Source organism: Streptomyces aurantiogriseus (genome assembly GCF_014649375.1).
Classification (GTDB): Bacteria; Actinomycetota; Actinomycetes; order Streptomycetales; family Streptomycetaceae; genus Streptomyces; species Streptomyces aurantiogriseus.
In genome coordinates this window covers 166,394-188,354 of record NZ_BMSX01000011.1, presented here as the reverse complement: position 1 = coordinate 188,354, position 21,961 = coordinate 166,394, and the positions used below count along the sequence as shown (strand labels likewise).

Here is a 21,961-nt window from a genome sequence, read left to right as displayed (position 1 = left end):
CGGCCTATCCGAAGAGCTTCTTGAGCTCGGCGTTGACGGTCGTGTCGCACTTGTCGAGCGCGGCCTCCGGGTCACCGTTCTTGCGGACGGAGTCGGCGAAGACGTCCTCCGTCGCCTTGATCATCGCCTGGGTCCAGCCGATGTTGTCGAAGTGCCCGTAGTCGGTGAAGAGCTTGACGCCCTCGGCCGGCAGCCCGGACTTGAGCTTCTCGGCGGACGCGGCGATCGAGGTGCGCGGCGGGACGTGGAAGCCGTAGGAGAGGGCCCAGTCCTCCTGGTACTCCTTCTGGTCGATCCACAGCCACTTCACATACGCCTTGGCCTCCTCGATCTTCTCGCTCTTGGCGTTGACGAACATGGACCAGCCGCCGTTGTAGACCGAGGGCTTGCCGGCGGCGCCGACCTTGGGGAAAGGGAAGACGCCGAGGTCGTCGCCGAGCGCCTTCTGCATGGCCGGCATGGCCCACATACCGCAGAACTGGACGGCGGTGAGGCCCTGGACGAGCGCGGAGGGGTCCCAGTAGTCGGCCGGGGCGTCCAGCAGCAGGTCGCCGCTGGTGAACAGCTTGCGCATCTGCTTGAGGCCCTCGACGACGCCGTCCGTGTGGTAGGCGGGCTTGTTGTTCTGGTCGAGGGTGTCGGCGCCGGCCGCCCAGATCATCGGGCGGATGACGGCCTGCAGCGTGTTGCCGAGGTAGACGCCCTTGACCTTGTCCGTGGTGAGCTTGGCGGCGACCTCCAGCAACTCCTCGAGGGTCTGCGGCACTTCGACCTTGGCCTTCTCGAAGAGGGACGGCCGGTAGAAGAAGAACTGCGGGTCGTCGATCATCCGGACGCCGTATATCTTGCCGTCCACCGTGTGCGACTGGATGTCGGCCTGGTTGAAGTCGTCCTTCACCGGCTCGATGATGTCGGTGAGGTCCGCGACCTGACCGCTCTTCACCAGCTGGATCTGCGGGTGGAACTCGAAGAGGTCGGGCGCGTTCTTGGTGAGCAGGCTCGCGAAGAGCTTGCTCTCGAAGTTCGAGCCGGTGATCCACTGCGTCGTCACCTTGGCCTTGTCGTACGCGGCCGCGTACTTCTTGATCGCCTGCTCGGTGCCCGCCTCGCCGTACGCGTGGAAGTACTGCACGAGGCCGGTGCCCGAACCACCGCCTGACCGCCCGTTGTTGCTGCCGCACGCGGCCAGCGTGCCGGCGGCGGCCATGCCCGCTGCGGCCCGGAAGAGGGATCGGCGGGACCAGTTGCTGTTGCTCATTGCCGACATGCTGACGTCCTTGTCTCGAGTGCGGCTGCGGCTCAACACGGCTTCAGCGCCAGATGGCTCGAATGGCGTTGCGGTGCGGGACGTTAACCTTCGGCTAAGGCTTCGGCAAGGGGTTGGACGAAGTCTGCCCGAAGCGTTGTGATCGGTTCGGGATGGCGAACGGGAGAGGCGGGGGAGGGTGGTGTGGAGTGCCGGGGAATGGGTAATGCGGTTGCGAAAAGAGGGACGGGAAGAGGGGGTTGGGGGCCGGTGGCTCTCGGCTCAGGGGCCGGCGACCTGGGCCGTTCGCCGGTTCACGCGGGCGGTGCGGTACGGCTCCGTGCGGGGGTGGCGCGCTGTCCGTTCCGCTGTACGACGGACTGCAGCGCCCCTTCGAGTGCGAACGTCGCCGCACCCAGACAGACCGGGTCGGTGGGGATCGGGGAGAGGACGATCTCGGTGGACGCCAGTGGGCGCCGCAGCGCGTGCCGGGCGACGGCCTCGCGGACCTCGTTCAGGAGGGGCTCGCCGAGCCGGGCGGCGACCCAGCTGCTCAGCACGACGACTTCGGGGTTCAGGAGGTTGACCAGGTCGGCGATGCCCGCGGCCAGATAGCGGGCGGTGTCGCGGACCACCTTGACGGCCACCGGGTCGTGGACGGCGACCGCGCGGGCCAGGGCGTCGACGGTGGCGGTCTGGTCCTCGGGATGCAACAGGGCGCTCTGCGGGCTGAGTTCACGCAGGTTCTGCATGATGCCGGGCGCGCCGACGTACGTCTCCACGCAGCCGTGATTGCCGCAGTGGCACAGCCGGCCGTCGAGCACGAGCGTGGTGTGCCCCCACTCGCCGGCGCTGTTGCTGACCCCGCGGTGCAGCCCGCCGCCCAGGACCAGCCCGGCGCCGACGCCCGTGCCGAGGTTGACGACCACGGCGTCCCCGCGCCCCCGCGCGGCCCCGAACCACAACTCGGCCACCGCGCAGGCGCGCAGCGGATTGTCCAGGTACAGGGGATACGCGATGTGCTCGGAGAGCAGGTCGAGCAACGGCACGTCGTGCCAGTCCCAGTTGGGCGCGTACTCGGAGACGCCCGTGTCCCGGTCCACCTGCCCCGGCACGCTCACGCCGACGCCGAGCACCCGGGCCCCCTCGACGCCGGCCTGCGCGACCACCGAGCCGGCCGCCGCGGCGACATGGCTGACCACCTGCTCCGGGCGGCTCTCCCCGGGGCGCATGTCCTCCTCGGCGCGGGCCAGCACGTTCAGCGCGAGGTCGAACAGCTCGACATGGACGTACGTCTCCGCGATGTCCACGCCGATCAACGCGCCCCCCGACGCGTTGACGGCGACGAGGCCCCGGGGGCGGCCGCCCGCCGAGTCCTCGAACCCGACCTCCGTGATCATGCGGAGGTCGAGCAGCTCACCGACGAGGGTGGCGACGGTGGCGAGGCTGAGGCCGGTGGCGGCGGCCAGCTCCTGCCGGGAGGTGGGCGAACGGGCGATGATCTGGCGCAGCACCTCGTAGCGGTTCGCGGTGCGGATGTCGCGGGACGTGCGCTTCACCGGAGAGCCCCCTCCCTTCCGTGCCGGGCAGGCCGGAGCGGGGTCGGCACCGGCGCGCGGCGTCAGGCTATGGGGTGCGGGGAAGTTCGACAAGGGGTTAGGAAAGGGGGTTTACGAAGTCGGGCGGAGGCCGTCGGTTCACTGGCCGAGGACGTCCGCGAGGAACGCGTTGGTGAAGGTGCCGGCCGGGTCCAACTCCCGTACCAGTGACCGGAAGTCGTCGATCCGCGGATAGCGCTCGCGCACCGCGTCGGCCGGTACGGTGAAGACCTTGCCCCAGTGCGGCCGCGGCGCGAAGGGCTCCAGGGCGGCCTCCAGTTCCCGGACGACGGGCAGCACGGCTTCCGTGTCCTCGATCCAGGTGAAGTGCACGGCGACGGAGTCCCGGGCGTGGGCCGGGCTGAGCCACTGCTCGTCGGCGGCGACGGTCCGCACCTCGCAGGTCTGCAGTGCGGGGGCGACCGTCTCCCGGATCCCGTCGATTGCATACAGAATGTCGACGGCACGCTCACGCGGCAGCAGATACTCGCTCTGCAGCTCGTTCCCGCTGCTCGGCGTGAACTCCGCCCGGAAGTGCGGCAGCCGTTCGTGCCACGGCCCCGGCACCCCGAACTGCTCGGTGCAGTTCACCGCCGGCATCCCCGGCACCGGGTGCAGCGCCTCCGTTGCCGGGGCGGCCCACGGGAAGTCGGCCAACGGCTGGTCGGTACGCCGCTTCAGCCACACCTGCCGGAAGCCGGGCGTCCGCCAGTCCGTGAACAGGCTCACGCTGTACGCGGCCCCCGCCACGGTCTCGAAGTCGAGCCCCTCCAGAGGAAGGTCGGTGAACAGGTGCTGCTCGACCTCGAAGGCGGGCTCCAGGTCCAGGGTGAGCGCGGTGACGACCCCGAGGGCGCCGAGCGAGGTCACGGCCCCGCCGAACCGTTCTTCCTCCCGCCCGACGGCGACGGTCGATCCGTCGGCGGTGACGATCTCCACCTCCCGTACGGCGGCGGCGAGGGACCCGTTGCGCACCCCCGACCCGTGCGTCCCGGTCGCCACCGACCCGGCCACCGAGATGTGCGGCAGGGAGGCCATGTTGGGCAGCGCGAGCCCGTGCGCGTGCACCCGGCGGGCCAGTTCGGCGTACCGCACCCCGCCGCCGACCCGTACCGTCCGCGCCGCCGTGTCGACATCGACCTCGGCAGGCAGGGCGTCCAGCGACAGCAGCACGCCCTCGGGCCCCGGCTCGGCGATCTCGTTGAACGAGTGCCCGCTGCCCAGCACCCGCACCCGCGCGCTGTGGGTCACGAGCGAGCGCAGCGCGTCGAGCGAGCCGGGGCGGTGCAGCTCCTTCGCCGCGAAGGTGATGTTGCCCGCCCAGTTCGTCACGGTCCCGGCCATGCGGTCGCCCCTCCCGAGGAGTACGAGAATGCGGAATCCCCAGGTGGAACCTACCTTGCCGTCAACACGAGGCCCCCCGCCGCCTCCCCCGTCCGCCCAGGGGCATACCGTGAGGAGTCGTACGCCTGAGCCGGGAGGAGAAAACGGATGGGCAGCCGTACCGCGCTGGTCGAGGATCTGATGGAGCGGTTTCCGCACGTTCCGCGGGAGGCCGTCTTCAAGGAGGACCTGCTGCGCGGAGGCGTGGCCTTCGACCCGTCCGCGCTCAGCGACAACGAGAGCGGCGAGGTCAAGCCGAAGTCGTACTTCATCTTCTCCTTCGACCACGGCACTCTCCCCGAGCTGGGCGAGGCCGCGCTGCGGCGGCCGCCGGAGGAGATCATCCTCACGGGAGGCCCGTACGACCTGCGGCGGACGGTCGTCTCGGTCCGTGTGAACCCGGCCTCCCCGTACCGGGTGGCGGCGGACGACGACGGGCTGCTCGGGCTCTACCTCGACGGGAAGCGCATCGCCGACGTCGGTGTGCCGCCCATGCCCGAGTACTACCGGCACACCCTCTCCAACGGGAAGTCCGTCATGGAGGTGGCCCCCACCATCCAGTGGGGTTACCTGATCTATCTGACCGTCTTCCGGGTGTGCCAGTACTTCGGCGCCAAGGAGGAGTGCCAGTACTGCGACATCAACCACAACTGGCGCCAGCACAAGGCCGCCGGTCGACCGTATACCGGAGTCAAGGACGTCGACGAGGTCCTCGAGGCCCTGGAGATCATCGACCGGTACGACACCGCCAAGGCCTCCACCGCCTACACCCTCACCGGCGGCGCGATCACCAAGACGGTCGCCGGTCGCGACGAGGCGGACTTCTACGGCCACTACGCCAAGGCCATCGAGGAGCGCTTCCCGGGCCGCTGGATCGGCAAGGTCGTCGCCCAGGCGCTCCCGCGTGACGACGTGCAGCGCTTCAAGGACTACGGGGTGCAGATCTACCACCCCAACTACGAGGTGTGGGACCGCCGTCTGTTCGAGCTGTACTGCCCGGGCAAGGAGCGCTACGTCGGCCGCGACGAGTGGCACCGGCGGATCCTCGACTCCGCGGAGGTCTTCGGCGCGCGCAACGTCATCCCCAACTTCGTCGCGGGCGTGGAGATGGCCGAGCCGTTCGGCTTCACGACGGTCGACGAGGCGATCGCGTCGACGACGGAGGGCCTGCGTTTCTTCATGTCGCACGGCATCACGCCCCGCTTCACCACCTGGTGCCCGGAGCCGACCACCCCGCTCGGCAAGGCCAACCCGCAGGGCGCGCCGCTGGAGTACCACATCCGTCTGCTGGAGGCCTACCGGGCCACGATGGACGACTTCGGTCTGTCCTCGCCCCCCGGCTACGGCCCGCCCGGTCCCGGCCGCGCCGTCTTCTCCGTCAGCTCCTTCATGGACAGCCTGCCGGCCCAGGAGCCGTCGGCCGTTCGATAACGCTTCGGTGACGTCGTTCGGTTTGGCGGTACGGCGTTGAGTCGCAGGCGGTCCGCGTCCGTACGACAGGTGCGAAAGACCGGAGTCGTGGGGGCACGTCCGTCCTGTCCTGACATCTGAACAGGGCGCTTGTCAGTTGTGCGGAAGACGTGAAAAGCTCTGGCCCTGCCGCGAGGTTCCCCCCAACTCCATTGCCGTCATGGTGAGTTGACCTCGCTTGTGGATGCAGGAGACCCATGCCCGACCTGCCGACCCCGAAGGACGCCGCTGAGGCCGCGCTCTTCTCGGAGTGCTGGGACGCCGTCCTGTCGTACGCCGACCTGTGCACGTCCGGCTCGACCGCGGCCAATCAACTGGCCCGCGAGGCGTTCGCGCTCGGCATACGCGAGGCCCGTGCCGCCGAGGACGGTTACCGGCACACCGCCGGCCGCCGTTCGTCCCGGCTGCCCCGGATCCCCCTGCTGCTGACCGCCGTACGCACCACGGCGGCCGCCTGGGAGGCCCAGGGAGAGGGCCATAAACTCGACCCCGACCTGCGGTTGTGGCTGAACTCCGACAAGGCGGCACGGTACATCGGACCGCCCCTGAGCCGGCCCATCGCCCTGCGTGGCCTCAGGGACATGCAGGAGCCGGACGCCGCGCTGCTGTGGCTGGCGGAGGTGGAGGCGCTGCCGCTGCGTGCGGTGGCCCGCCGGCAGGGCCTCGACCCGATGGCCGCGATGGAGGAGCTGAACCAGGTCCGCGGCCTGTTCCGGGACCGCTGCCACCGCAACCATCTCGACACGCCGATGGACGCGGAGTGCCGCAGCTACGTCCGGCTCCTGGACGCCGTCACCCGCTCGCCCGTCGCCGACACGCCCGACGACCTCTCCCGGCACCTCGCCACCTGTGTGGAGTGCGCGGAGGCCGCGGCCTGTCTGCGTCTGCACGGCGGCGGACTGCCCGCCGCCCTCGCCGGCGGGGTCATCGGCTGGGGCGGCCTCGCCTACCTGGAGCGCCGCCGCCGGGCCGCCGAGGTCCGGCTGGGCGCCGGACGCCCCGACGCGCCGGACACCGACGGCGAGCCGGCGGACGCCGCCGCGAGCAAGGCACGCGCGGTGCGGCACGGACTGCTCGTCGCCGCCGTGCTCGTCTCCGCGCTGGCCCTCGCCGTGTCGCTGATGCCGTTCGGCGACAGCGGCGACAACTCCGCGCAGGGCGACCTGCCGACCGACAGCACTCCGGTGGCGGGTCCCGGCAACCCGTCCCTGCCGTCCACCGTGCCCGTCCCCTCGGACTCGAAGACCACCTCCGACTCCCCGAAGCCCTCCCCGAGCCGCACACCCTCGGCGCCGGAGAAGTCCGACCCCGAACCCCAGGGCACCACCTCGTCCACCGCCGGCGCCGGCGCGAGCGAGCAGGCGGCGTCCTGCTCGGTCGACTACGACCTGGTCAACCAGTGGCCCGACGGCTTCCAGGCCACGGTCACCGTCACCACCGAGACCCCCCTCTCCTCCTGGACCGTCGCCTGGTCCTTCCGCGACGGCCAGCGGGTCGACCAGATGTGGGACGCGAGTTTCTCCCAGAACGGCTCCCGCGTCACCGCCGCCGCCGCCGACTACAACAAGAACGTCTCCGCCGACGGTACCCTCTCCTTCGGCTTCCTCGCCTCCTGGCAGAACAAGAACACGGCACCGCACGGATTCACCCTCAACGGCCGGGACTGCACCTGATGATCCGGCGCCATGGGAGCTGACGTCCACGGCTTCGTCGAGTGCCGGGCGACGCACCGGGTGCTCGATCCGGAGGACGCAGGCGGCTGGGCCGCCGCGATCGACCTGGACCTGCTCTACGCCGGGCGCAGCTATGACGCCTTCGGCTGCCTGTTCGGCGTCCGCAACCACGCCGGCTTCCGGCCTCTCGCGGCGGACCGTGGACTCCCCGACGACGTGTCGGCCGAGGCCCGGCACGCCCACGACGCGTGGGGACGGGACGCCCACAGCGCGTCCTGGATCGGCTGGGCCGAGCTGTCCCGGGTGGACTGGGACGAGCCGGCGGAGCGGGTGGACGAACGCGTGCACGAGTACCGGCGGGGTGCCGACGGCGGCTGGATCCTCAGGGGAAAGGCGTCCAAGCGCCTCCGGGACCGTCCCGCGGAAACCGAGTGGACGGAGGGCGACACCCTCTTCCGTGTCACGCGGACGACCCGGCGGGACGCGGTCCCGCAGGACGGCGACTGGGCCCCGGTCTGGGCCGTCATGCGGACCCTCGCCGCGGTGCACGGCGAGGAACACGTCCGTCTGGTGGTCTGGTTCGACAACTAGGGCCTGTCCGGCATGAACTGCCGGACAGGCCCTGGCGTGCCGGGGCGGCCGGTGGCTCCGCCCGGTGGTGGAGGGTTCAGGTGGCCACGTAGGCCGCGAGGTGTTCGCCGGTGAGGGTGGAGCGGGTGGAGACGAGGTCGGCGGGGGTGCCCTCGAAGACGACGCGGCCGCCGTCGTGGCCGGCGCCGGGGCCGAGGTCGATGATCCAGTCGGCGTGGGCCATGACCGCCTGGTGGTGCTCGATGACGATGACCGACTTGCCGGAGTCGACGAGCCGGTCGAGCAGGCCGAGCAGCTGCTCGACGTCGGCGAGGTGCAGGCCGGTGGTCGGCTCGTCGAGGATGTAGACGCCGCCCTTCTCGGCCATGTGGGTCGCCAGCTTGAGCCGCTGCCGCTCGCCGCCGGACAGCGTGGTGAGCGGCTGGCCGAGGGTGAGGTAGCCGAGCCCGACGTCGGCGAGCCGGTCGAGGATCTTGTGCGCGGCCGGCGTACGCGCCTCGCCGGCCCCGAAGAACTCCTCGGCCTCGGTCACCGGCATGGCGAGCACCTCGCTGATGTCGCGGCCGCCGAGGTGGTACTCCAGGACGGACGCCTGGAACCGCTTCCCCTCGCACTCCTCGCAGGTGGTGGCGACGCCGGCCATCATCGCCAGGTCGGTGTAGATGACGCCGGCACCGTTGCAGGTGGGGCAGGCGCCCTCGGAGTTGGCGCTGAACAGCGCCGGCTTCACGCCGTTGGCCTTGGCGAACGCCTTGCGGATCGGGTCGAGCAGTCCGGTGTACGTCGCCGGGTTGCTCCGCCGGGACCCGCGGATCGCGGTCTGGTCGACCGTCACCACCCCGTCCCGCCCGGCGACCGAGCCGTGGATCAGGGAGCTCTTCCCCGACCCGGCGACGCCGGTGACGACGGCCAGCACACCGAGCGGGATGTCGACGTCGACGTCCCGCAGGTTGTTCGTGCCGGCGCCGCGCACCTGAAGAACTCCCGACGGTGTCCGCACCGAGGGCTTCAGCGAGGCCCGGTCGTCCAGGTGCCGCCCGGTGAGGGTGTCACTGGCCCGCAGCCCCTCGACGGTGCCCTCGAACACCACCTCGCCGCCCTCGGTGCCGGCCCGCGGGCCGAGGTCGACGACATGGTCGGCGATCGCGATCGCCTCGGGCTTGTGCTCCACGACCAGCACCGTGTTGCCCTTGTCGCGCAACTGCAGCAGCAGGCCGTTCATCCGCTGGATGTCGTGGGGGTGCAGCCCGATCGTCGGCTCGTCGAAGACGTAGGTGACGTCGGTGAGGGAGGACCCGAGGTGGCGGATCATCCGGGTGCGCTGTGCCTCGCCGCCCGAGAGCGTGCCCGAGGGGCGGTCGAGGCTGAGGTAGCCGAGCCCGATCTCGACGAACGAGTCGAGCGTGTGCCCCAGCGCGGCCAGCAGCGGCGCCACCGACGGCTCGTCGAGGCCGCGGATCCATTCGGTCAGGTCGCTGATCTGCATCGAGCAGACGTCGGCGATGTTCTTCCCGTCGATCTTCGAGGACCGGGCCTCCTCGCTGAGCCGGGTGCCGTCGCACTCGGGACAGGTCGAGAACATCACCGCCCGCTCCACGAAGGCGCGGATGTGCGGCTGCATCGCGTCGACGTCCTTGGACAGGAACGACTTCTGGATCTTCGGGATCAGCCCCTCGTACGTCAGGTTGATCCCCTCGACCTTGATCTTGGTCGGTTCCTTGTGGAGCAGGTCGTGCAGCTCCCGCTTGGTGAACTTGCGGATCGGTTTGTCCGGGTCGAAGAAGCCGCAGCCCCGGTAGATGCGGCCGTACCAGCCGTCCATGGTGTAGCCGGGGATCGTGAGCGCGCCCTCGTTGAGCGACAGGCTGTCGTCGTACAGCGCCGACAGGTCGAAGTCGGTGACCGAGCCCCTGCCCTCACAGCGGGGGCACATGCCGCCGAGCCGGTTGAACGTGGCCTTCTCGGCCTTGGTCCTGCCGCCGCGCTCGACGGTGATCGCACCGCTGGCCCGCACCGAGGGGACGTTGAACGAGTACGCGTTGGGCCCGCCGATGTGCGGCTGCCCGAGCCGGCTGAAGAGGATGCGCAGCAGCGCGTTGGCGTCGGTGGCGGTGCCGACGGTGGAGCGGGGGTTGGCGCCCATCCGCTCCTGGTCGACGATGATCGCGGTCGTCAGCCCCTCGAGGACGTCGACCTCGGGCCGCGCCAGCGTCGGCATGAAACCCTGCACGAAGGCGCTGTAGGTCTCGTTGATCAGCCGCTGCGACTCCGCGGCGATCGTGTCGAACACCAGCGAGCTCTTGCCCGAGCCGGAGACGCCCGTGAACACCGTCAGCCGGCGCTTCGGGATCTCGACGCTGACGTCCTTGAGGTTGTTCTCGCGCGCGCCGTGCACGCGGATCAGATCGTGGCTGTCGGCGACCTGCGGCGCGGGCGACCGCGGGTCCGTCCTCTCGGCCATGCTCATCGTGTCTCCATGGGTTGGGCTCGCTCCCGCACGGTGCCGTCCGCGCGGGTCATGACGGTGCTCGTCGGACGGCTCAGCGCACGTGCGGAAGGAAGCTCGCGGGGATGGTGATGTCCATGGCCCTCACGCTAGGCGCGGCCCGGGACCGGCGCTTCTCGATTTCTGATCGGCCGGGTCACCTGCTTCGCCACGCACGACGGCATCCCCGCCGTCGCGCGCGCCGCCTCCTGCCGGTAGACGCTGGGCGGCACCCCGACCAGCTCGGTGAAGCGTGTGCTGAAGGTGCCCAGCGAGGAGCAGCCGACCTCGAAGCAGACTTCGGTGACACTGAGGTCGCCCCGGCGCAGCAGCGCCATCGCGCGCTCGATGCGCCGCGTCATCAGATACGCGTACGGCGACTCGCCGTAGGCGCGCCGGAACTCGCGGCTGAGGTGCCCGGCCGACATGTGCACACCGCGGGCGAGCGCCTCGACGTCCAGCGGCTGCGCGTACTCCCGGTCGATCCGGTCGCGGACGCGGCGCAGCCGCGCGAGGTCGCTCAGGCGCTGCTCGGGGGCGGGTCTGCTGGTCACATCCGCGATCGTACGACCCGGTCTGCGCTCCGGTCCTCCGGTTCGGGCGATCCGCCCGCACCCCGTCACACCGGCACGAGCCCCGGATTCCCCGCCTCCGTCACGAAGGACGCCGCCGTCGAGACGGGGGCGCCGGGGCTCGTCACCGCCGGGACGGTCCGGAAGTCGGCGCGCGCCCCGCGCCGGTCCAGGCCGACGCGGACGTAGCCGCGGCGGCCGTCGTAGAACCGCAGGTGGGGGTTGGCGGCCAGGTACGTCGCCCAGTTCGCGGGGCGTGCGGTGCCGTCCCTGCCGCTGGCGATCGACGTGGCGACGATCTCGGTGCCCAGGGTCGTCGACGCCGGGTCGTCGAAGTCGTCCTTGACGTCGAAGGCGCAGCCGACGTGGACGTCGCCCGTGAGGACGATCAGGTTCTCCACGCCGGCCGACCGCGCGCCGGCGAGGATCCGGGCGCGGGAGGCGCGATAGCCGTCCCAGGCGTCCATGAACATCGGCGCCTCTGCGCCGAGGTCCAGCCTGCGCTGGGAGAAACAGACCTGTTGCGGCATCACGTTCCACAGCGCGTCCGACGCCCGCCAGCCGTCGATCAGCCACTGCTCCTGGGCCGGGCCGGTCATGGTGCGCGCCGGGTCGTCCGACTCGGGGCCGGGGACGTGTCTGCCGTCGCCGTAGGCCTGGTCGGAGCGGTACTGGCGGGTGTCGAGGACGTCGAACTGGGCGAGGGTGCCCCAGTGCAGCCGCCGGTAGAGCCGCAGATCCGGGCCGACGGGCAGCCGCGCCGTGCGCAGCGGCTGGTGCTCCCAGTACGCGCGGTAGGCGGCGGCCCGGCGCAGCAGGAACTCCACCGGCGGGCCGCCGAGTTCGTCGACGGCGCCGGCGTAGTTGTTCTCGGTCTCGTGGTCGTCCCAGGCGACGACGAAGGGGTGGGCGGCGTGGACGGCACGCAGGTCGGGGTCGCTCTTGTAGAGGGCGTACCGCAACCGGTAGTCCTCCAGGGTGACCGTCTCACGGTTGAACACGTCCGGCAGGATCCGGTCGGTGTAGGCGCGGGCGCCGCCGGCGGAGTCCACCGCGTACTCGTACAGGTAGTCCCCCAGGTGGAAGACCACGTCCACCTGCTCCTGCGCCAGGTGCCGGTGCGCCGTGAAGTACCCGTCGTGGTACGCCTGGCAGGACACCGCGGCGAAGGTCAGCGCCGGGACGGCGGAGCCGGGGGCGGGGGCGGTGCGGGTGCGGCCCGTCTCGCTGATCCAGGTGCCCGTGCGGAACCGGTAGTAGTACGTGCGGCCGGGCTCCAGCCCGCCGACGTCGACGTGGACGGTGTGGTTGTAGTCGGGTGACGCCAGGGTCGTACCGCTGCGGACGACCGAGGCGAAGCGCTCGTCCCGCGCCACCTGCCACGCGACGGCGACGGCCCGCCCGGCCAGACCTCCGCCCGGCTCGTACGGGACGGGTGCCACCCGCGTCCACAGCACCACGGAGTGGGGCAGCGGATCCCCGGAGGCGACGCCCAGCGTGAACGGGTCCTCGGCGATCCTCGCCGCGTCGAGCTCCCGGGCGGCCGCCACGCCCGTCGCGGGCAGGTGCGTGGCGAAGGCGAGGGCCGCCGCGGCGGCGGTGAGGGTCAGGAAACGGCGGCGGGCGAAGTGGCGGGCGGCGGCGCGCGGTTCGGGTCCGTGGGCGGCCGGGACGCCGTGCGGCAGGGGTCGGTGACGGCCTGTCGGGCGCATGGGCCTCGGCTCCCGCGGGACTCTGGGGGGCGACTGCGGCCCACGGGCCGGAGCCTGCGGGCGGCAGGCATCTCGATGCTAAGCAGGCGAAGGGGGAGATTCCGGCAGGAGTAACCCATTTGAGCTACCGTCAGGTCCGACGTGGCGAGGAGTGGGGCACGGGCGGCCGCCTCAGCGGCGGCCGCCCTGCCGGGCTCTCAGAGGGTGAGATAGAAGCGGACGGTCGTGCCGTCGTCCGAGGCGTGCACCCGCACCAGATCGGCCACGTAGTGGACGAGCATCAGGCCACGGCCGCCGATCTGCCCCCGCTCCGGCGGCCTGCGCCCCGCGAGCGGATCCGTCAGCCGTCCCCGGTCACGGACCTCGCACACGGCCTGGCCCGCCTCGGCCCAGATCCACAGCGTGCCCCGGCCGCCGCCGTGGACCACGCTGTTGGTCGTCAGCTCCGCGACCGCCAGCTCCGCGTCCTGCAGCCGCTGCCCGGCCAGGCCCAGCCGGCCGGCCTGGCCGACGGCGAAGTGACGGACCTCGGGAAGCTCCTGGGCGCCGAAGGAGAAGACGGCGGCGTCCGGGGCGGGGACCAGCGCCGTGTTGTAGCGGGCGACGACGGCCTGCCAGTCGTAGACGTCACTGGCCCGCTCGCGGCCTCCGGCGATGACCGTCGGATGTGTGACCCGGGCGTCGGCCAGCACGTCCGGGTCCAGCCGGGACTCGTCGTACGGACACAGGATGGTCGCCGCCCGGCCCTCGAAGGCGGCGTTGATCAACGCCTCGTGCTGCGCGCACGCCGGGTACTCCACGGAGCTGCGGCCCGCCCAGATCGGCTCTCCGATGATCCGCACCCGCCCCTGCGGGTGGGCGTCGGCGAACGCCCGGAGAACGCCGGGGATGATCCGTCCCGGGTTGCGGCCGGCCTCGGTCATGTCCAGCAGGAGGACGTCCTGGGCGTCCGCTCCCAGCCCGGCCTCGATCAGTGCCAGGTTGGGGCCGGGCACGGCCACCGCCACGGGCTCACCCGAGGCCAGGCCCTCCCGTACGAACGACACCGTCTGCTCGGCGTACTCCTGCCCGGTGCGGTAGAACAGCGCAGGGTGGCTGAACGCCTCGTTGACCACGGAGCTCATCGGGGCGCCACCTCGATCCCGCGCACGGTCGGCCAGAACAGCTCCAGCACCCGCGGCACCTGGGGCGGCGGATGCTCCACGACGACCCGTCCGCCCGGCAGGTTCATGGCCGTGACCGCGAGCGCCGACACCCCGGCCACGTCGACGAATCCGACACCCGACAGCTCCACATAGGACACGTCCCGGTGCCGCCGGGCCAGCTCGGCCAGCGCCTCCTGCCAGGACAGGCGGGTGATGACGCTGATCTCGCCACTGACACAGATCCCGGGACGACCGGACAACGGGCTCACCTCCAGCACAGCCCCGCCGTGCGCCGGAGTGGGCTCGCCCCTGTCATGTGTGGCATCCACACTCGGTCTCCTCAGCAATCCGCCGACCCTCTGCTCGTCCGGGCGCGGCACGGACGGAACGTCACATCCCGTCCGGGCGGCGGCCCGGGGCGGCCCCAGCCTGCCAGGGGTTCCGCCCTCGCCGATCACGCCGCGCCCAGTGCGGCTTCCCGCTGCCGCCGCGAATATGCCCGTCTGATCGTGGGTGTTCACGCGCCGCCTTCGCCACGCTGTGCCCGCCGCCGCGCACCGCGATGTGCAACGCCCACGGCGGCGACGAGCCGACGACACAGCAACCACGTGTCGGCTCCATGTGACGGGTTCCCTCACGCCTCGTCGATGTCCAGCAGGGCGGCCGGGCCCACGTCCACCCACGCGAGTTCCACCCGCACCCCGGGAATCTCCTGGTACGCCGGCCGCGGTGCGAGGAGGGCGGTCAACGCGCGGCGCAGGCCGTCCTCGTCGCCGTCCGGGTGCCGACGGTGCAGCGTGCCCGGCCTGGGGTCCGCGGCCAGGACGCGCCGTACGTCCCACACGCCGCCCGTGCGACGGGCGCGGACGACCGCGACGGGGTCGACGACCGTGCAGTGGAACGTCAGCGTGACGGGGAAGTCCCACGCGAGGTCGGACGCCGCCAGCTCCCAGCCGGCGTGCACGTCCCGGCGCCCGACGTCGACCAGGCTCACGGCGGTGGCCCGCGCGGGATCAGCCACCCCGGTCGCGAACGTCCCGTCGATCTCGTACACGAGCGTCTCGTCCCGCCCCGCGGCCAGCGGACTGCGCCGCTCCCGCCACGCACTCCACCGCCACCGCGGCCGCAGCGCACGGCGCCTGACGATCGGGTAGCGACGCATCACCCTCCCTCACCTCCCGTCCGTGCGCACGTCGGTACGGGGGCGCGCGTCAGTACTGCAGGGCGGTCGCCACGTCCCGCCCGATCCGCTCCACCGCGGCCAGGTCGAGGCCGTAGTGCACATAGCGGCCGTGACGTTCCACGCGGACGAGGCCCAGGTCGCGCAGGGCACGCAGATGGCGTGAGACCTGCGGGCGGGTCATCGACAGCCGGTCCGCCAGGTCTGCGGTGGTCATGGCCTGACGGGCGATGAGCCGGCACAGGCGCACCCGGCGCGGGTCGGTGAGCGCCAGCATGCGGCTGCGGGCCAGCGTCACCCCGATCTCCGGGGCGTCCATCGGGAAGTGCACGACCGGCGGCAGCCCTGGCTCGTCCTTCACCAGCAGGTGCGGCGCGCCGTAGCAGGTGGGGATGAGCAGGACGGGCGTACGGGCCGGGCTGAGCACCGCGTGGTGCACCTTGTCGAGGACGACCCGGGCCGGGCTGTCCAGACGGGCGCTCGACGGGCTGAGCGAGAGCAGGGCGGCCGTGGGACCCTCGTCCGCGAGCCGCTGCCGTACGCGGTGCGCGGCCCGGGACAGGGCCGGCTCGGTGCGGGCCCAGAGCTCGTCGAAGTAGACGCGGCGGCACAGGTCCAGGAAGGCGAGGACGTCGGCGCGCAGCGCCTCCGGGTCGCGCAGCAGGTCCTCGGCGAGGGCCGAGTGCGGCTCGGGCAGCGCGGACGCGGCCTGCCGCAGCAGCCGCGCCTGCGCCGGCTCCTGCAGCACCCGGCCGAAGGCGAAGCCGCGGTAGCCGCTGGCGCAGGTGTACGCGGTGAGTTCGGCGAAGCGGTCCGCCGGCAGGCCCGTCAGGGACGCGTCCAGGCCGGGGTAGAAGCCGCGCCAGCGCAGCGCCGTCCACAGCGGGGCGAACCGGCGCAGCCCGGCCCGGAATCCGGGCGGAGCGGCAGCGGCGGTCCGCTCGGCCCAGGCGGAGTGCTCGGCGTGGTGCGCGTGCTCCGTCAGCACATGCAGGCTCGCGGCCAGCTCCGCGAGCGGGGACACGGCGACCGTGAAGTGGTCGGCTGCGGTCCCCTCCAGGACGATCACGACCGACATGACCGGGAGTGTACGGCCTCACACCGGCACCTCCCCCTTCTCGGACTCCGCCTCGAACTCCGCCCGCGCCGCCGCCAACACCCACGGTTCCGTGAGCAGTTCGGCGACCACCTCGGCCAGCCCGGTCGCCGCGACCTGCGCGCGGTCGTGCGCGAGGGGCGTCGCCGCCGCCTCCCGCATCGCCTCGGAGTGGGCGGGCGTACCGGCCTCGGCGATCTGGACGTAGGGGTGGATGACCGGCATCCGCTGCGAGAGGTTGCCGATGTCGGAGGACCCGGCGGGGCTGTCGGGGTCGAGCGGCGCGATGTCCACGCCCAGCGCGCGCACCGCGTCCCCGAACCGCTCGGCGAGCACGGCGTTGTTGCGGCGCTCCGCGTACAGCGGTCCCGTCTCGGAGACCTCCGCCTCCGTCCCGGTGGCCAGCGCCGCCCCCTCGGCGGCCCGGCGCACCCGCTCCACCAGATCCCGCGCCGACACGGCCGTACGGTCCCGGACGTACAGGTCCACGACGGCCCGCGCGGGGACCACGTTCGGCGCCTTTCCGCCCTCCGTGACGATCCCGTGCAGCCGCGCGGTCGGCGGCACGAACTGCCGCATCGCGTCCACGGCGGCCAGGAACAGCTGGGCGGCGGCCAGCGCGCTGCGCCCCTTCCACGGCGACACCGAGGCGTGCGCGCTCACCCCGCCGAACGCGACCCGCAGATGCGCCGCCGCGAGCCCGGGCCGCCCGGTCAGCCACCGGTCCCCCGGATGGAACATCACCGCCGCGTCCACCCCGTCGAAGACCCCCGCAGCGGCCAGCCGCACCTTCCCCGCGCCGCCCATCTCCTCCCCGGGCGTGCCGATCACGGCGACCGTCCCCGGGTGCGCGGGAAGGGCCCGTGCGACGGCGATCGCGGCCGCCGCCGCCCCCGCCGCGATGAGATTGTGGCCGCAGCCGTGCCCGACCCCCGGCAGCGCGTCGTACTCCGCGAGGACGGCGACGTACGGCCCCGGCCGGCTCCCCTCGTGCACGGCCACGAAGGCGGTGTCGAGCCCGCCGGCCGGCGCGGTCACGGTGAACCCCGCCTCCGCGAGCCAGCGGGTCAGCACCTGCTGGGCGTGGAACTCGGCGAACTTCAGCTCGGGCCGCGCGTGAATGGCCAGACTGACGGCGTCCATACGGGGCCGCAGCACGGCGAGTTCGGCGGACAGGGCCTCCAGAGAGGGCGAGGACATGAACAACTCCCTTCGTGCCGACCTGTGATGACGTGATGTCGGCTACGAAGAGAGCGTGCGGCCGGGTATACGCGCAGGGGCGCCGATTACCGCGGCGCAGGCAACCCTCCACCGGAGGCGGGGAGATGTCCGGTGCCCGGGGAGATGTCCGCAGGCGGAGAGATATTCCGTGGCGCCTCGAAGGCACCGGCGTCTATGGTGGGTGCGCGCATCGCGCGGCGGCCGTCGGCCGCCGCCGTCGGCCGAGTGAGGAACAGGAGGTGTGACCGATGACTGTCGCCACCACGGGTGCTGTCCGCAGCGACCAGACGTTCGTTCGTTCCACCTCCGCGGTCTCCGGCTGACCACTTCACCCACCGCGCCGGGACCGCCCTGTGAAGGGTCTTCCTTGAACCTCTCCTCTTCCATGGCTTCCGCGGCTTCCGCACACCCTCTGTCCCGCTACGGCTGGGACGAGGGATGGGAAGCCGAGTTCGCCGGCCACGCCGAGCGGGGGCTGCTGCCCGGCCGGGTCGTCCGCGTCGACCGCGGGCAGTGCGACGTCGTCACCGGTGACGACGTCGTCCGGGCCGACACCGCGTTCGTCACTCCGCACGACCCCCTGCGAGTCGTCTGCACCGGCGACTGGGTCGCCGTCGACGCCGACGGCACCCCGCGCTACGTACGCGCGTATCTGCCGCGCCGTACCGCCTTCGTACGGTCCACCTCCTCCAAGCGGTCCGAGGGGCAGATCCTCGCCGCCAACGTCGACCACGCCGTCGTCGCCCTGTCCCTCGCCGCCGAACTCGACCTCGGGCGGGTCGAGCGGTTCCTGGCGCTGGCCTGGGAGTCCGGGGCACAGCCCGTCGTCGTCCTCACCAAGGCCGATCTGGTGCCCGGCCCGGCCGTGCTGGCGCACCTCGTCCAGGACGTCGAGCGCAGTGCGCCCGGCGTGCCCGTGCTCGCCGTCAGCGCGCTGGACGGCGACGGGGTCGAGGAACTCGCCGGCCTCCTCGGCCGTGGCACCTCCGTGCTGCTCGGCGCCTCCGGCGCGGGCAAGTCGACGCTCGCCAACGCGCTCGTGGGGGAGGACGTCATGGACGTCCAGGCCACCCGGGACGCGGACGGCAAGGGCCGGCACACCACGACCACCCGCAACCTGCTGCCCCTGCCCGGCGGCGGCGTGCTGATCGACACGCCCGGGCTGCGCGGCGTCGGGCTCTGGGACGCCGGCGGCGGCGTCGGCCAGGTCTTCTCCGAGATCGAGGAACTCGCCCAGCGCTGCCGGTTCCACGACTGCGCCCACGAGTTCGAACCGGGCTGCGCGGTGCTGGCCGCCGTCGACACCGGCGACCTCACGGTCCGACGCCTGGACAGCTACCGCAAGCTCGTCCGCGAGAACCAGTGGATCGTCGCCAAGTCCGACGCCCGACTCCGCGCCGACATCCGCCAGGACTGGAAGCGCAAGCAGGCCGAGGGACGGGCGGCCTGGCGGGCGAAGCGGGGGGAGTGGGGGTGACGGCGGCAGGCTCCTGGCCGGGGTGACGGCCGTCCGGCTTCGGGCAGGGTGACGGCGGCAGGCTCCTGGCGGGGGTGACGGCGGCTGCTCCCCCGGCCGGGACGGGGGTGGCGGTCCGGTTCCTGGGCGGAGACGTGACGGCGGCCGGCTCCCGGCCGGGGTGACAGGGGCCGGCTCTGGCCGGGGCGGCGTCGGCGGCACCCGGCCGGAGCGGTGGGGGACCGGCGTCCGGTCCCCCACCGTGATGTCCGATTCCCGCTGGCACTCCCCGTGTCACGGGCGAAGACTGGAACCCATGCGAGACGAGGAGAGCAGGTACGAGGCGGTCCGCAGCCGGGACGCGCGGTTCGACGGTGAGTTCTTCTTCGCCGTCGAGACGACCGGCATCTACTGCCGGCCCAGCTGCCCCGCCGTGACGCCGAAACGGCGCAACGTGCGGTTCTTCGCGACGGCCGCCGCCGCGCAGGGCTCGGGTTTCCGGGCCTGTCGGCGGTGCCGGCCGGACGCCACACCCGGCTCGGCCGACTGGAACGTACGTGCCGACGCCGTCGGCCGGGCCATGCGGCTGATCGGCGACGGAGTCGTCGACCGGGAGGGCGTCGCCGGTCTCGCCGCGCGCCTCGGCTACAGCGCCCGCCAGGTGCAGCGGCAGCTCACCGCCGAGCTCGGCGCGGGGCCCGTCGCCCTCGCGCGGGCGCAGCGGGCGCACACCGCGCGGGTGCTGCTGCAGACGACCGGCCTGCCGGTCACCGAGATCGCCTTCGCGTCCGGGTTCGCCAGTGTGCGGCAGTTCAACGACACCATCCGGGCGGTGTACGCGCAGACCCCGACCCAGCTGAGGGCCGCCGCGCCCCGGCAGGGCCGCACCGCCGCCCCCGGCGCCGGGATCCCGCTGCGGCTCGCCCACCGGGGCCCGTACCACGCTGCCACCGTCTTCGACCTGCTGGAACGGGAGGCCGTGGCGGGGGTGGAGGAGCTGAGCGGGCCGCCCGGCGGACGCACGTACCGCCGGACGCTCCGCCTCCCCTACGGCAGCGGAATCGTCGCCGTGGACGAGCGGGCGGGCACCGCAGGCCGGGCCTGTGCCGTCCACCCGGGCGGCTGGCTCGACGCGCGACTGCACCTCACCGACCCCCGCGACCTCACCACCGCCGTCCAGCGGCTGCGGCGGCTGTTCGACCTCGACGCCGACCCGTACGCCGTCGACGAGCGGCTCGGCGCGGACCCGCGGCTCGCCCCGCTCGTCGCCGCCCGGCCCGGGCTGCGCGCGCCGGGGGCCGCCGACCCGGAGGAGTACGCGGTGCGCGCGCTGGTGGGCCGTACGGAGGCCGAACGCCTGGTCCGCGCCCACGGCAAGACCCTGGACGCGCCCTGCGGCGGCCTCACCCATCTCTTCCCCGAACCGGCGGCTCTGGCGGAGGTCCCAGGCCCCCCGGGCACCCTCGCCACCGCCCTCGCCGACGGCACCGTACGCCTCGATCCCGGCGCCGACCGGGACGACGCCCAGGAGGCGCTGCTCGCCCTGCCCGGCCTCGACGGCCGTACCGTGGCGGCGATCCGGGCCCGCGCCCTCGGCGACCCCGACGTCGCGCCGCCCGGCGCGGACGTCCCCGACACCTGGCGCCCCTGGCGCACCTACGCCCTGCACCATCTGCGCGCCGCGGAGGAACCCCATGTACTGGACCAACGTCGACAGCCCCCTCGGCCCCCTGCTCCTCACCGCTGACCCGGACGGCGCCCTGACCTCGGTGTCCGTCCCCGGTCAGAAGGGCGGACGCGTCGTCCAGCCCGGCTGGCGGCACGACCCCGGGCCCTTCCGCGCGGCCGGGGAACAGCTCACCGCCTACTTCGCCGCCGACCTCAAGGAGTTCCGGCTGGAGCTGCGCGCCGAGGGCACCGCCTTCCGCGAACGCGTGTGGGCCGCCCTCGACGCCATCCCCTACGGGTCCACCACGACATACGGCGAGATCGCCGCCCGCGTCGGCGCGTCCCGGGCCGCCGTGCGGGCCGTCGGCGGCGCGATCGGCGCCAACCCGCTGCTGGTCGTCCGCCCCTGCCACCGCGTCATCGGCGCCGACGGATCCCTGACCGGCTACGCGGGCGGCCTGGAACGCAAGGTGCGGCTGCTCACGCTGGAGGGTTCGCTGTAGGGGCGCCGCCCTCCTGCGGCGCGAGCAGCAGCTCCACCACCCCCGTCGTGTCCTCCTCCCCGTGCCCGTCGGCCAGCCGGCGTTCCATCAGCGTCATGTAGGGCGTCAGCAGCTCCGGGCTCACACCTTGCTCCTGGGCCGTGGCGAGCAGGGTGGCGTTGCCCGCGACCTGCATGGCCAGGTTCGACACGACGCCCTTGCCGTAGTCTCCGCTCTCCAGCTGCGCGGCCGCCTGATGCGCCATCGGCGCCATCGCGCCGAGCCAGGACACGAGCAGCGGGGCGAGTTCGGAAGGGGCGATGTCCTCGCGGCGGACGAGCGCGAAGGCGTGCAGGATGCCCGCGAACATCCCGCTCATCGCGCTCAGCAGTGCCACGTCGTGCAGCGCGGCGAAGCCGGCGTCCGCCCCGACGTACACCGTCCCGGCGGGGACCGCGAGGACGTCCCGATGCTCCTCGAACAGCCCGGCGGAACCGCTGTAGAAGACGTACGCCCCGCTCTGAGCAGCCCCGATCATCGGCGGTACGGCCATGATCCCGCCGTCCAGGAACCGGGCACCGCGCTCCGTCGCCCAGGCGGCACGGGCCCGGCCCTGCGCGGGCGTGTCGGTGGTCAGGTTCACGAGGTCGCGGCCGGCGAGGTCGGCCCCCGCCAGGGCCTCGCCGACGGACGCGTCGTCGAGCAGGCACACGACCACCAGCCGGTTCGCCGCCACGGCCTCCGCCGCACTCGCGGCGACGGCGGCCCCCTCGGCGGCGAGCGCCTCGGCCCGGGCGGGGGTGCGGTTCCAGACGGTCACGGGATGCCCGGCGGCGAGCCAGGCGCGGGCGAGCGCGGTGCCCATGGCACCGGCACCGAGAAGGGAGATCGGGGAAAGAGCGTTGTCACCAGCGTTGTCAGTCATGGCGACTAGGCTCATTCGCGGGAACCGGCCTGCTCAAGTACGTACTTCGAAGTGGGTG

At 72.7% G+C, this 21,961-nt stretch carries 18 protein-coding genes; 6 read left to right on the top strand and 12 right to left on the bottom strand.

Going from position 1 to position 21,961, the window contains the following annotated elements; translation table 11 throughout:
* Window positions 1-4 precede the first annotated feature (4 nt).
* From IE263_RS23615 to IE263_RS23605, 3 genes are all read right to left on the bottom strand, one after another.
* Window positions 5-1,267, bottom strand: a complete 1,263-nt coding sequence (locus tag IE263_RS23615; protein WP_189939728.1) for an ABC transporter substrate-binding protein — start codon at window positions 1,265-1,267, stop codon at window positions 5-7.
* A gap of 293 nt (window positions 1,268-1,560) precedes the next feature.
* Complete coding sequence (locus tag IE263_RS23610) at window positions 1,561-2,805, bottom strand: ROK family protein (protein WP_189939727.1); 1,245 nt, start codon at window positions 2,803-2,805, stop codon at window positions 1,561-1,563.
* A gap of 138 nt (window positions 2,806-2,943) precedes the next feature.
* Window positions 2,944-4,188 (bottom strand): FAD-binding protein, encoded by a 1,245-nt coding sequence (locus tag IE263_RS23605; protein WP_189939726.1) that lies wholly within the window; start codon window positions 4,186-4,188, stop codon window positions 2,944-2,946.
* A gap of 147 nt (window positions 4,189-4,335) precedes the next feature.
* Between IE263_RS23605 and IE263_RS23600 the strand changes: the two genes are divergently transcribed.
* The 3 genes from IE263_RS23600 (at window position 4,336) to IE263_RS23590 (ending at window position 7,961) form a co-directional block, all read left to right on the top strand.
* Window positions 4,336-5,658 (top strand): radical SAM protein, encoded by a 1,323-nt coding sequence (locus IE263_RS23600; protein WP_189939725.1) that lies wholly within the window; start codon window positions 4,336-4,338, stop codon window positions 5,656-5,658.
* Between the two features lie 236 nt (window positions 5,659-5,894).
* A complete protein-coding gene (locus IE263_RS23595) occupies window positions 5,895-7,370 on the top strand; it encodes a cellulose-binding domain-containing protein (RefSeq protein WP_189939724.1) in 1,476 nt (491 codons plus the stop codon).
* Window positions 7,371-7,382: 12 nt separating this feature from the next.
* Window positions 7,383-7,961: a hypothetical protein gene (locus IE263_RS23590; protein ID WP_189939723.1), complete on the top strand. Its 579-nt coding sequence runs from the start codon at window positions 7,383-7,385 to the stop codon at window positions 7,959-7,961.
* A 76-nt stretch (window positions 7,962-8,037) separates the two neighbouring features.
* On the opposite strand, the gene IE263_RS23585 is transcribed toward IE263_RS23590, so the two are convergent.
* The 8 genes from IE263_RS23585 to IE263_RS23550 all read right to left on the bottom strand — a co-directional run bounded on the left by IE263_RS23585 (window position 8,038) and on the right by IE263_RS23550 (window position 17,351).
* Complete coding sequence (locus IE263_RS23585) at window positions 8,038-10,428, bottom strand: ATP-binding cassette domain-containing protein (protein ID WP_189939722.1); 2,391 nt, start codon at window positions 10,426-10,428, stop codon at window positions 8,038-8,040.
* 128 nt (window positions 10,429-10,556) lie between these two features.
* Complete coding sequence (locus IE263_RS23580; protein WP_189939721.1) at window positions 10,557-11,000, bottom strand: helix-turn-helix transcriptional regulator; 444 nt, start codon at window positions 10,998-11,000, stop codon at window positions 10,557-10,559.
* A 65-nt stretch (window positions 11,001-11,065) separates the two neighbouring features.
* Entirely contained in the window at window positions 11,066-12,730 is a 1,665-nt protein-coding gene (locus IE263_RS23575) for an alkaline phosphatase D family protein (protein WP_189939720.1), read from the bottom strand.
* 197 nt (window positions 12,731-12,927) lie between these two features.
* The gene (locus tag IE263_RS23570) at window positions 12,928-13,854 is read right to left on the bottom strand and encodes an anti-sigma factor RsbA family regulatory protein (RefSeq protein ID WP_189939719.1); all 927 of its coding nucleotides are present in this window, start codon (window positions 13,852-13,854) and stop codon (window positions 12,928-12,930) included.
* The gene (locus IE263_RS23565) at window positions 13,851-14,204 is read right to left on the bottom strand and encodes an STAS domain-containing protein (RefSeq protein WP_229911123.1); all 354 of its coding nucleotides are present in this window, start codon (window positions 14,202-14,204) and stop codon (window positions 13,851-13,853) included. The genes IE263_RS23570 and IE263_RS23565 overlap by 4 nt, the downstream gene beginning before the upstream one ends.
* A 305-nt stretch (window positions 14,205-14,509) precedes the next feature.
* Entirely contained in the window at window positions 14,510-15,037 is a 528-nt protein-coding gene (locus IE263_RS23560) for a hypothetical protein (RefSeq protein ID WP_189939718.1), read from the bottom strand.
* 49 nt (window positions 15,038-15,086) lie between these two features.
* A complete protein-coding gene (locus IE263_RS23555; RefSeq protein WP_189939717.1) occupies window positions 15,087-16,133 on the bottom strand; it encodes an ArsR/SmtB family transcription factor in 1,047 nt (348 codons plus the stop codon).
* Window positions 16,134-16,151: 18 nt separating this feature from the next.
* On the bottom strand, window positions 16,152-17,351 hold the full coding sequence (locus IE263_RS23550; protein WP_189939716.1) for a M20 family metallopeptidase: 1,200 nt from the start codon (window positions 17,349-17,351) through the stop codon (window positions 16,152-16,154).
* 406 nt (window positions 17,352-17,757) lie between these two features.
* On the opposite strand from IE263_RS23550, the gene rsgA reads away from it, so the two are divergent.
* The 3 genes from rsgA to IE263_RS23535 all read left to right on the top strand — a co-directional run bounded on the left by rsgA (window position 17,758) and on the right by IE263_RS23535 (window position 20,999).
* Window positions 17,758-18,849, top strand: a complete 1,092-nt coding sequence (gene rsgA, locus IE263_RS23545; RefSeq protein ID WP_189939715.1) for a ribosome small subunit-dependent GTPase A — start codon at window positions 17,758-17,760, stop codon at window positions 18,847-18,849.
* A gap of 295 nt (window positions 18,850-19,144) precedes the next feature.
* Entirely contained in the window at window positions 19,145-20,575 is a 1,431-nt protein-coding gene (locus IE263_RS23540; protein ID WP_189939714.1) for a DNA-3-methyladenine glycosylase 2 family protein, read from the top strand.
* Window positions 20,523-20,999, top strand: coding sequence for a methylated-DNA--[protein]-cysteine S-methyltransferase (locus IE263_RS23535; RefSeq protein ID WP_189939713.1), 477 nt, complete (start codon window positions 20,523-20,525; stop codon window positions 20,997-20,999). The genes IE263_RS23540 and IE263_RS23535 overlap by 53 nt, the downstream gene beginning before the upstream one ends.
* Here the strand turns inward: IE263_RS23535 and IE263_RS23530 are convergent.
* A complete protein-coding gene (locus tag IE263_RS23530) occupies window positions 20,977-21,903 on the bottom strand; it encodes an NAD(P)-dependent oxidoreductase (protein ID WP_189939712.1) in 927 nt (308 codons plus the stop codon). The two genes, IE263_RS23535 and IE263_RS23530, sit on opposite strands and share 23 nt — an antisense overlap.
* Between the last annotated feature and the right edge of the window lie 58 nt (window positions 21,904-21,961).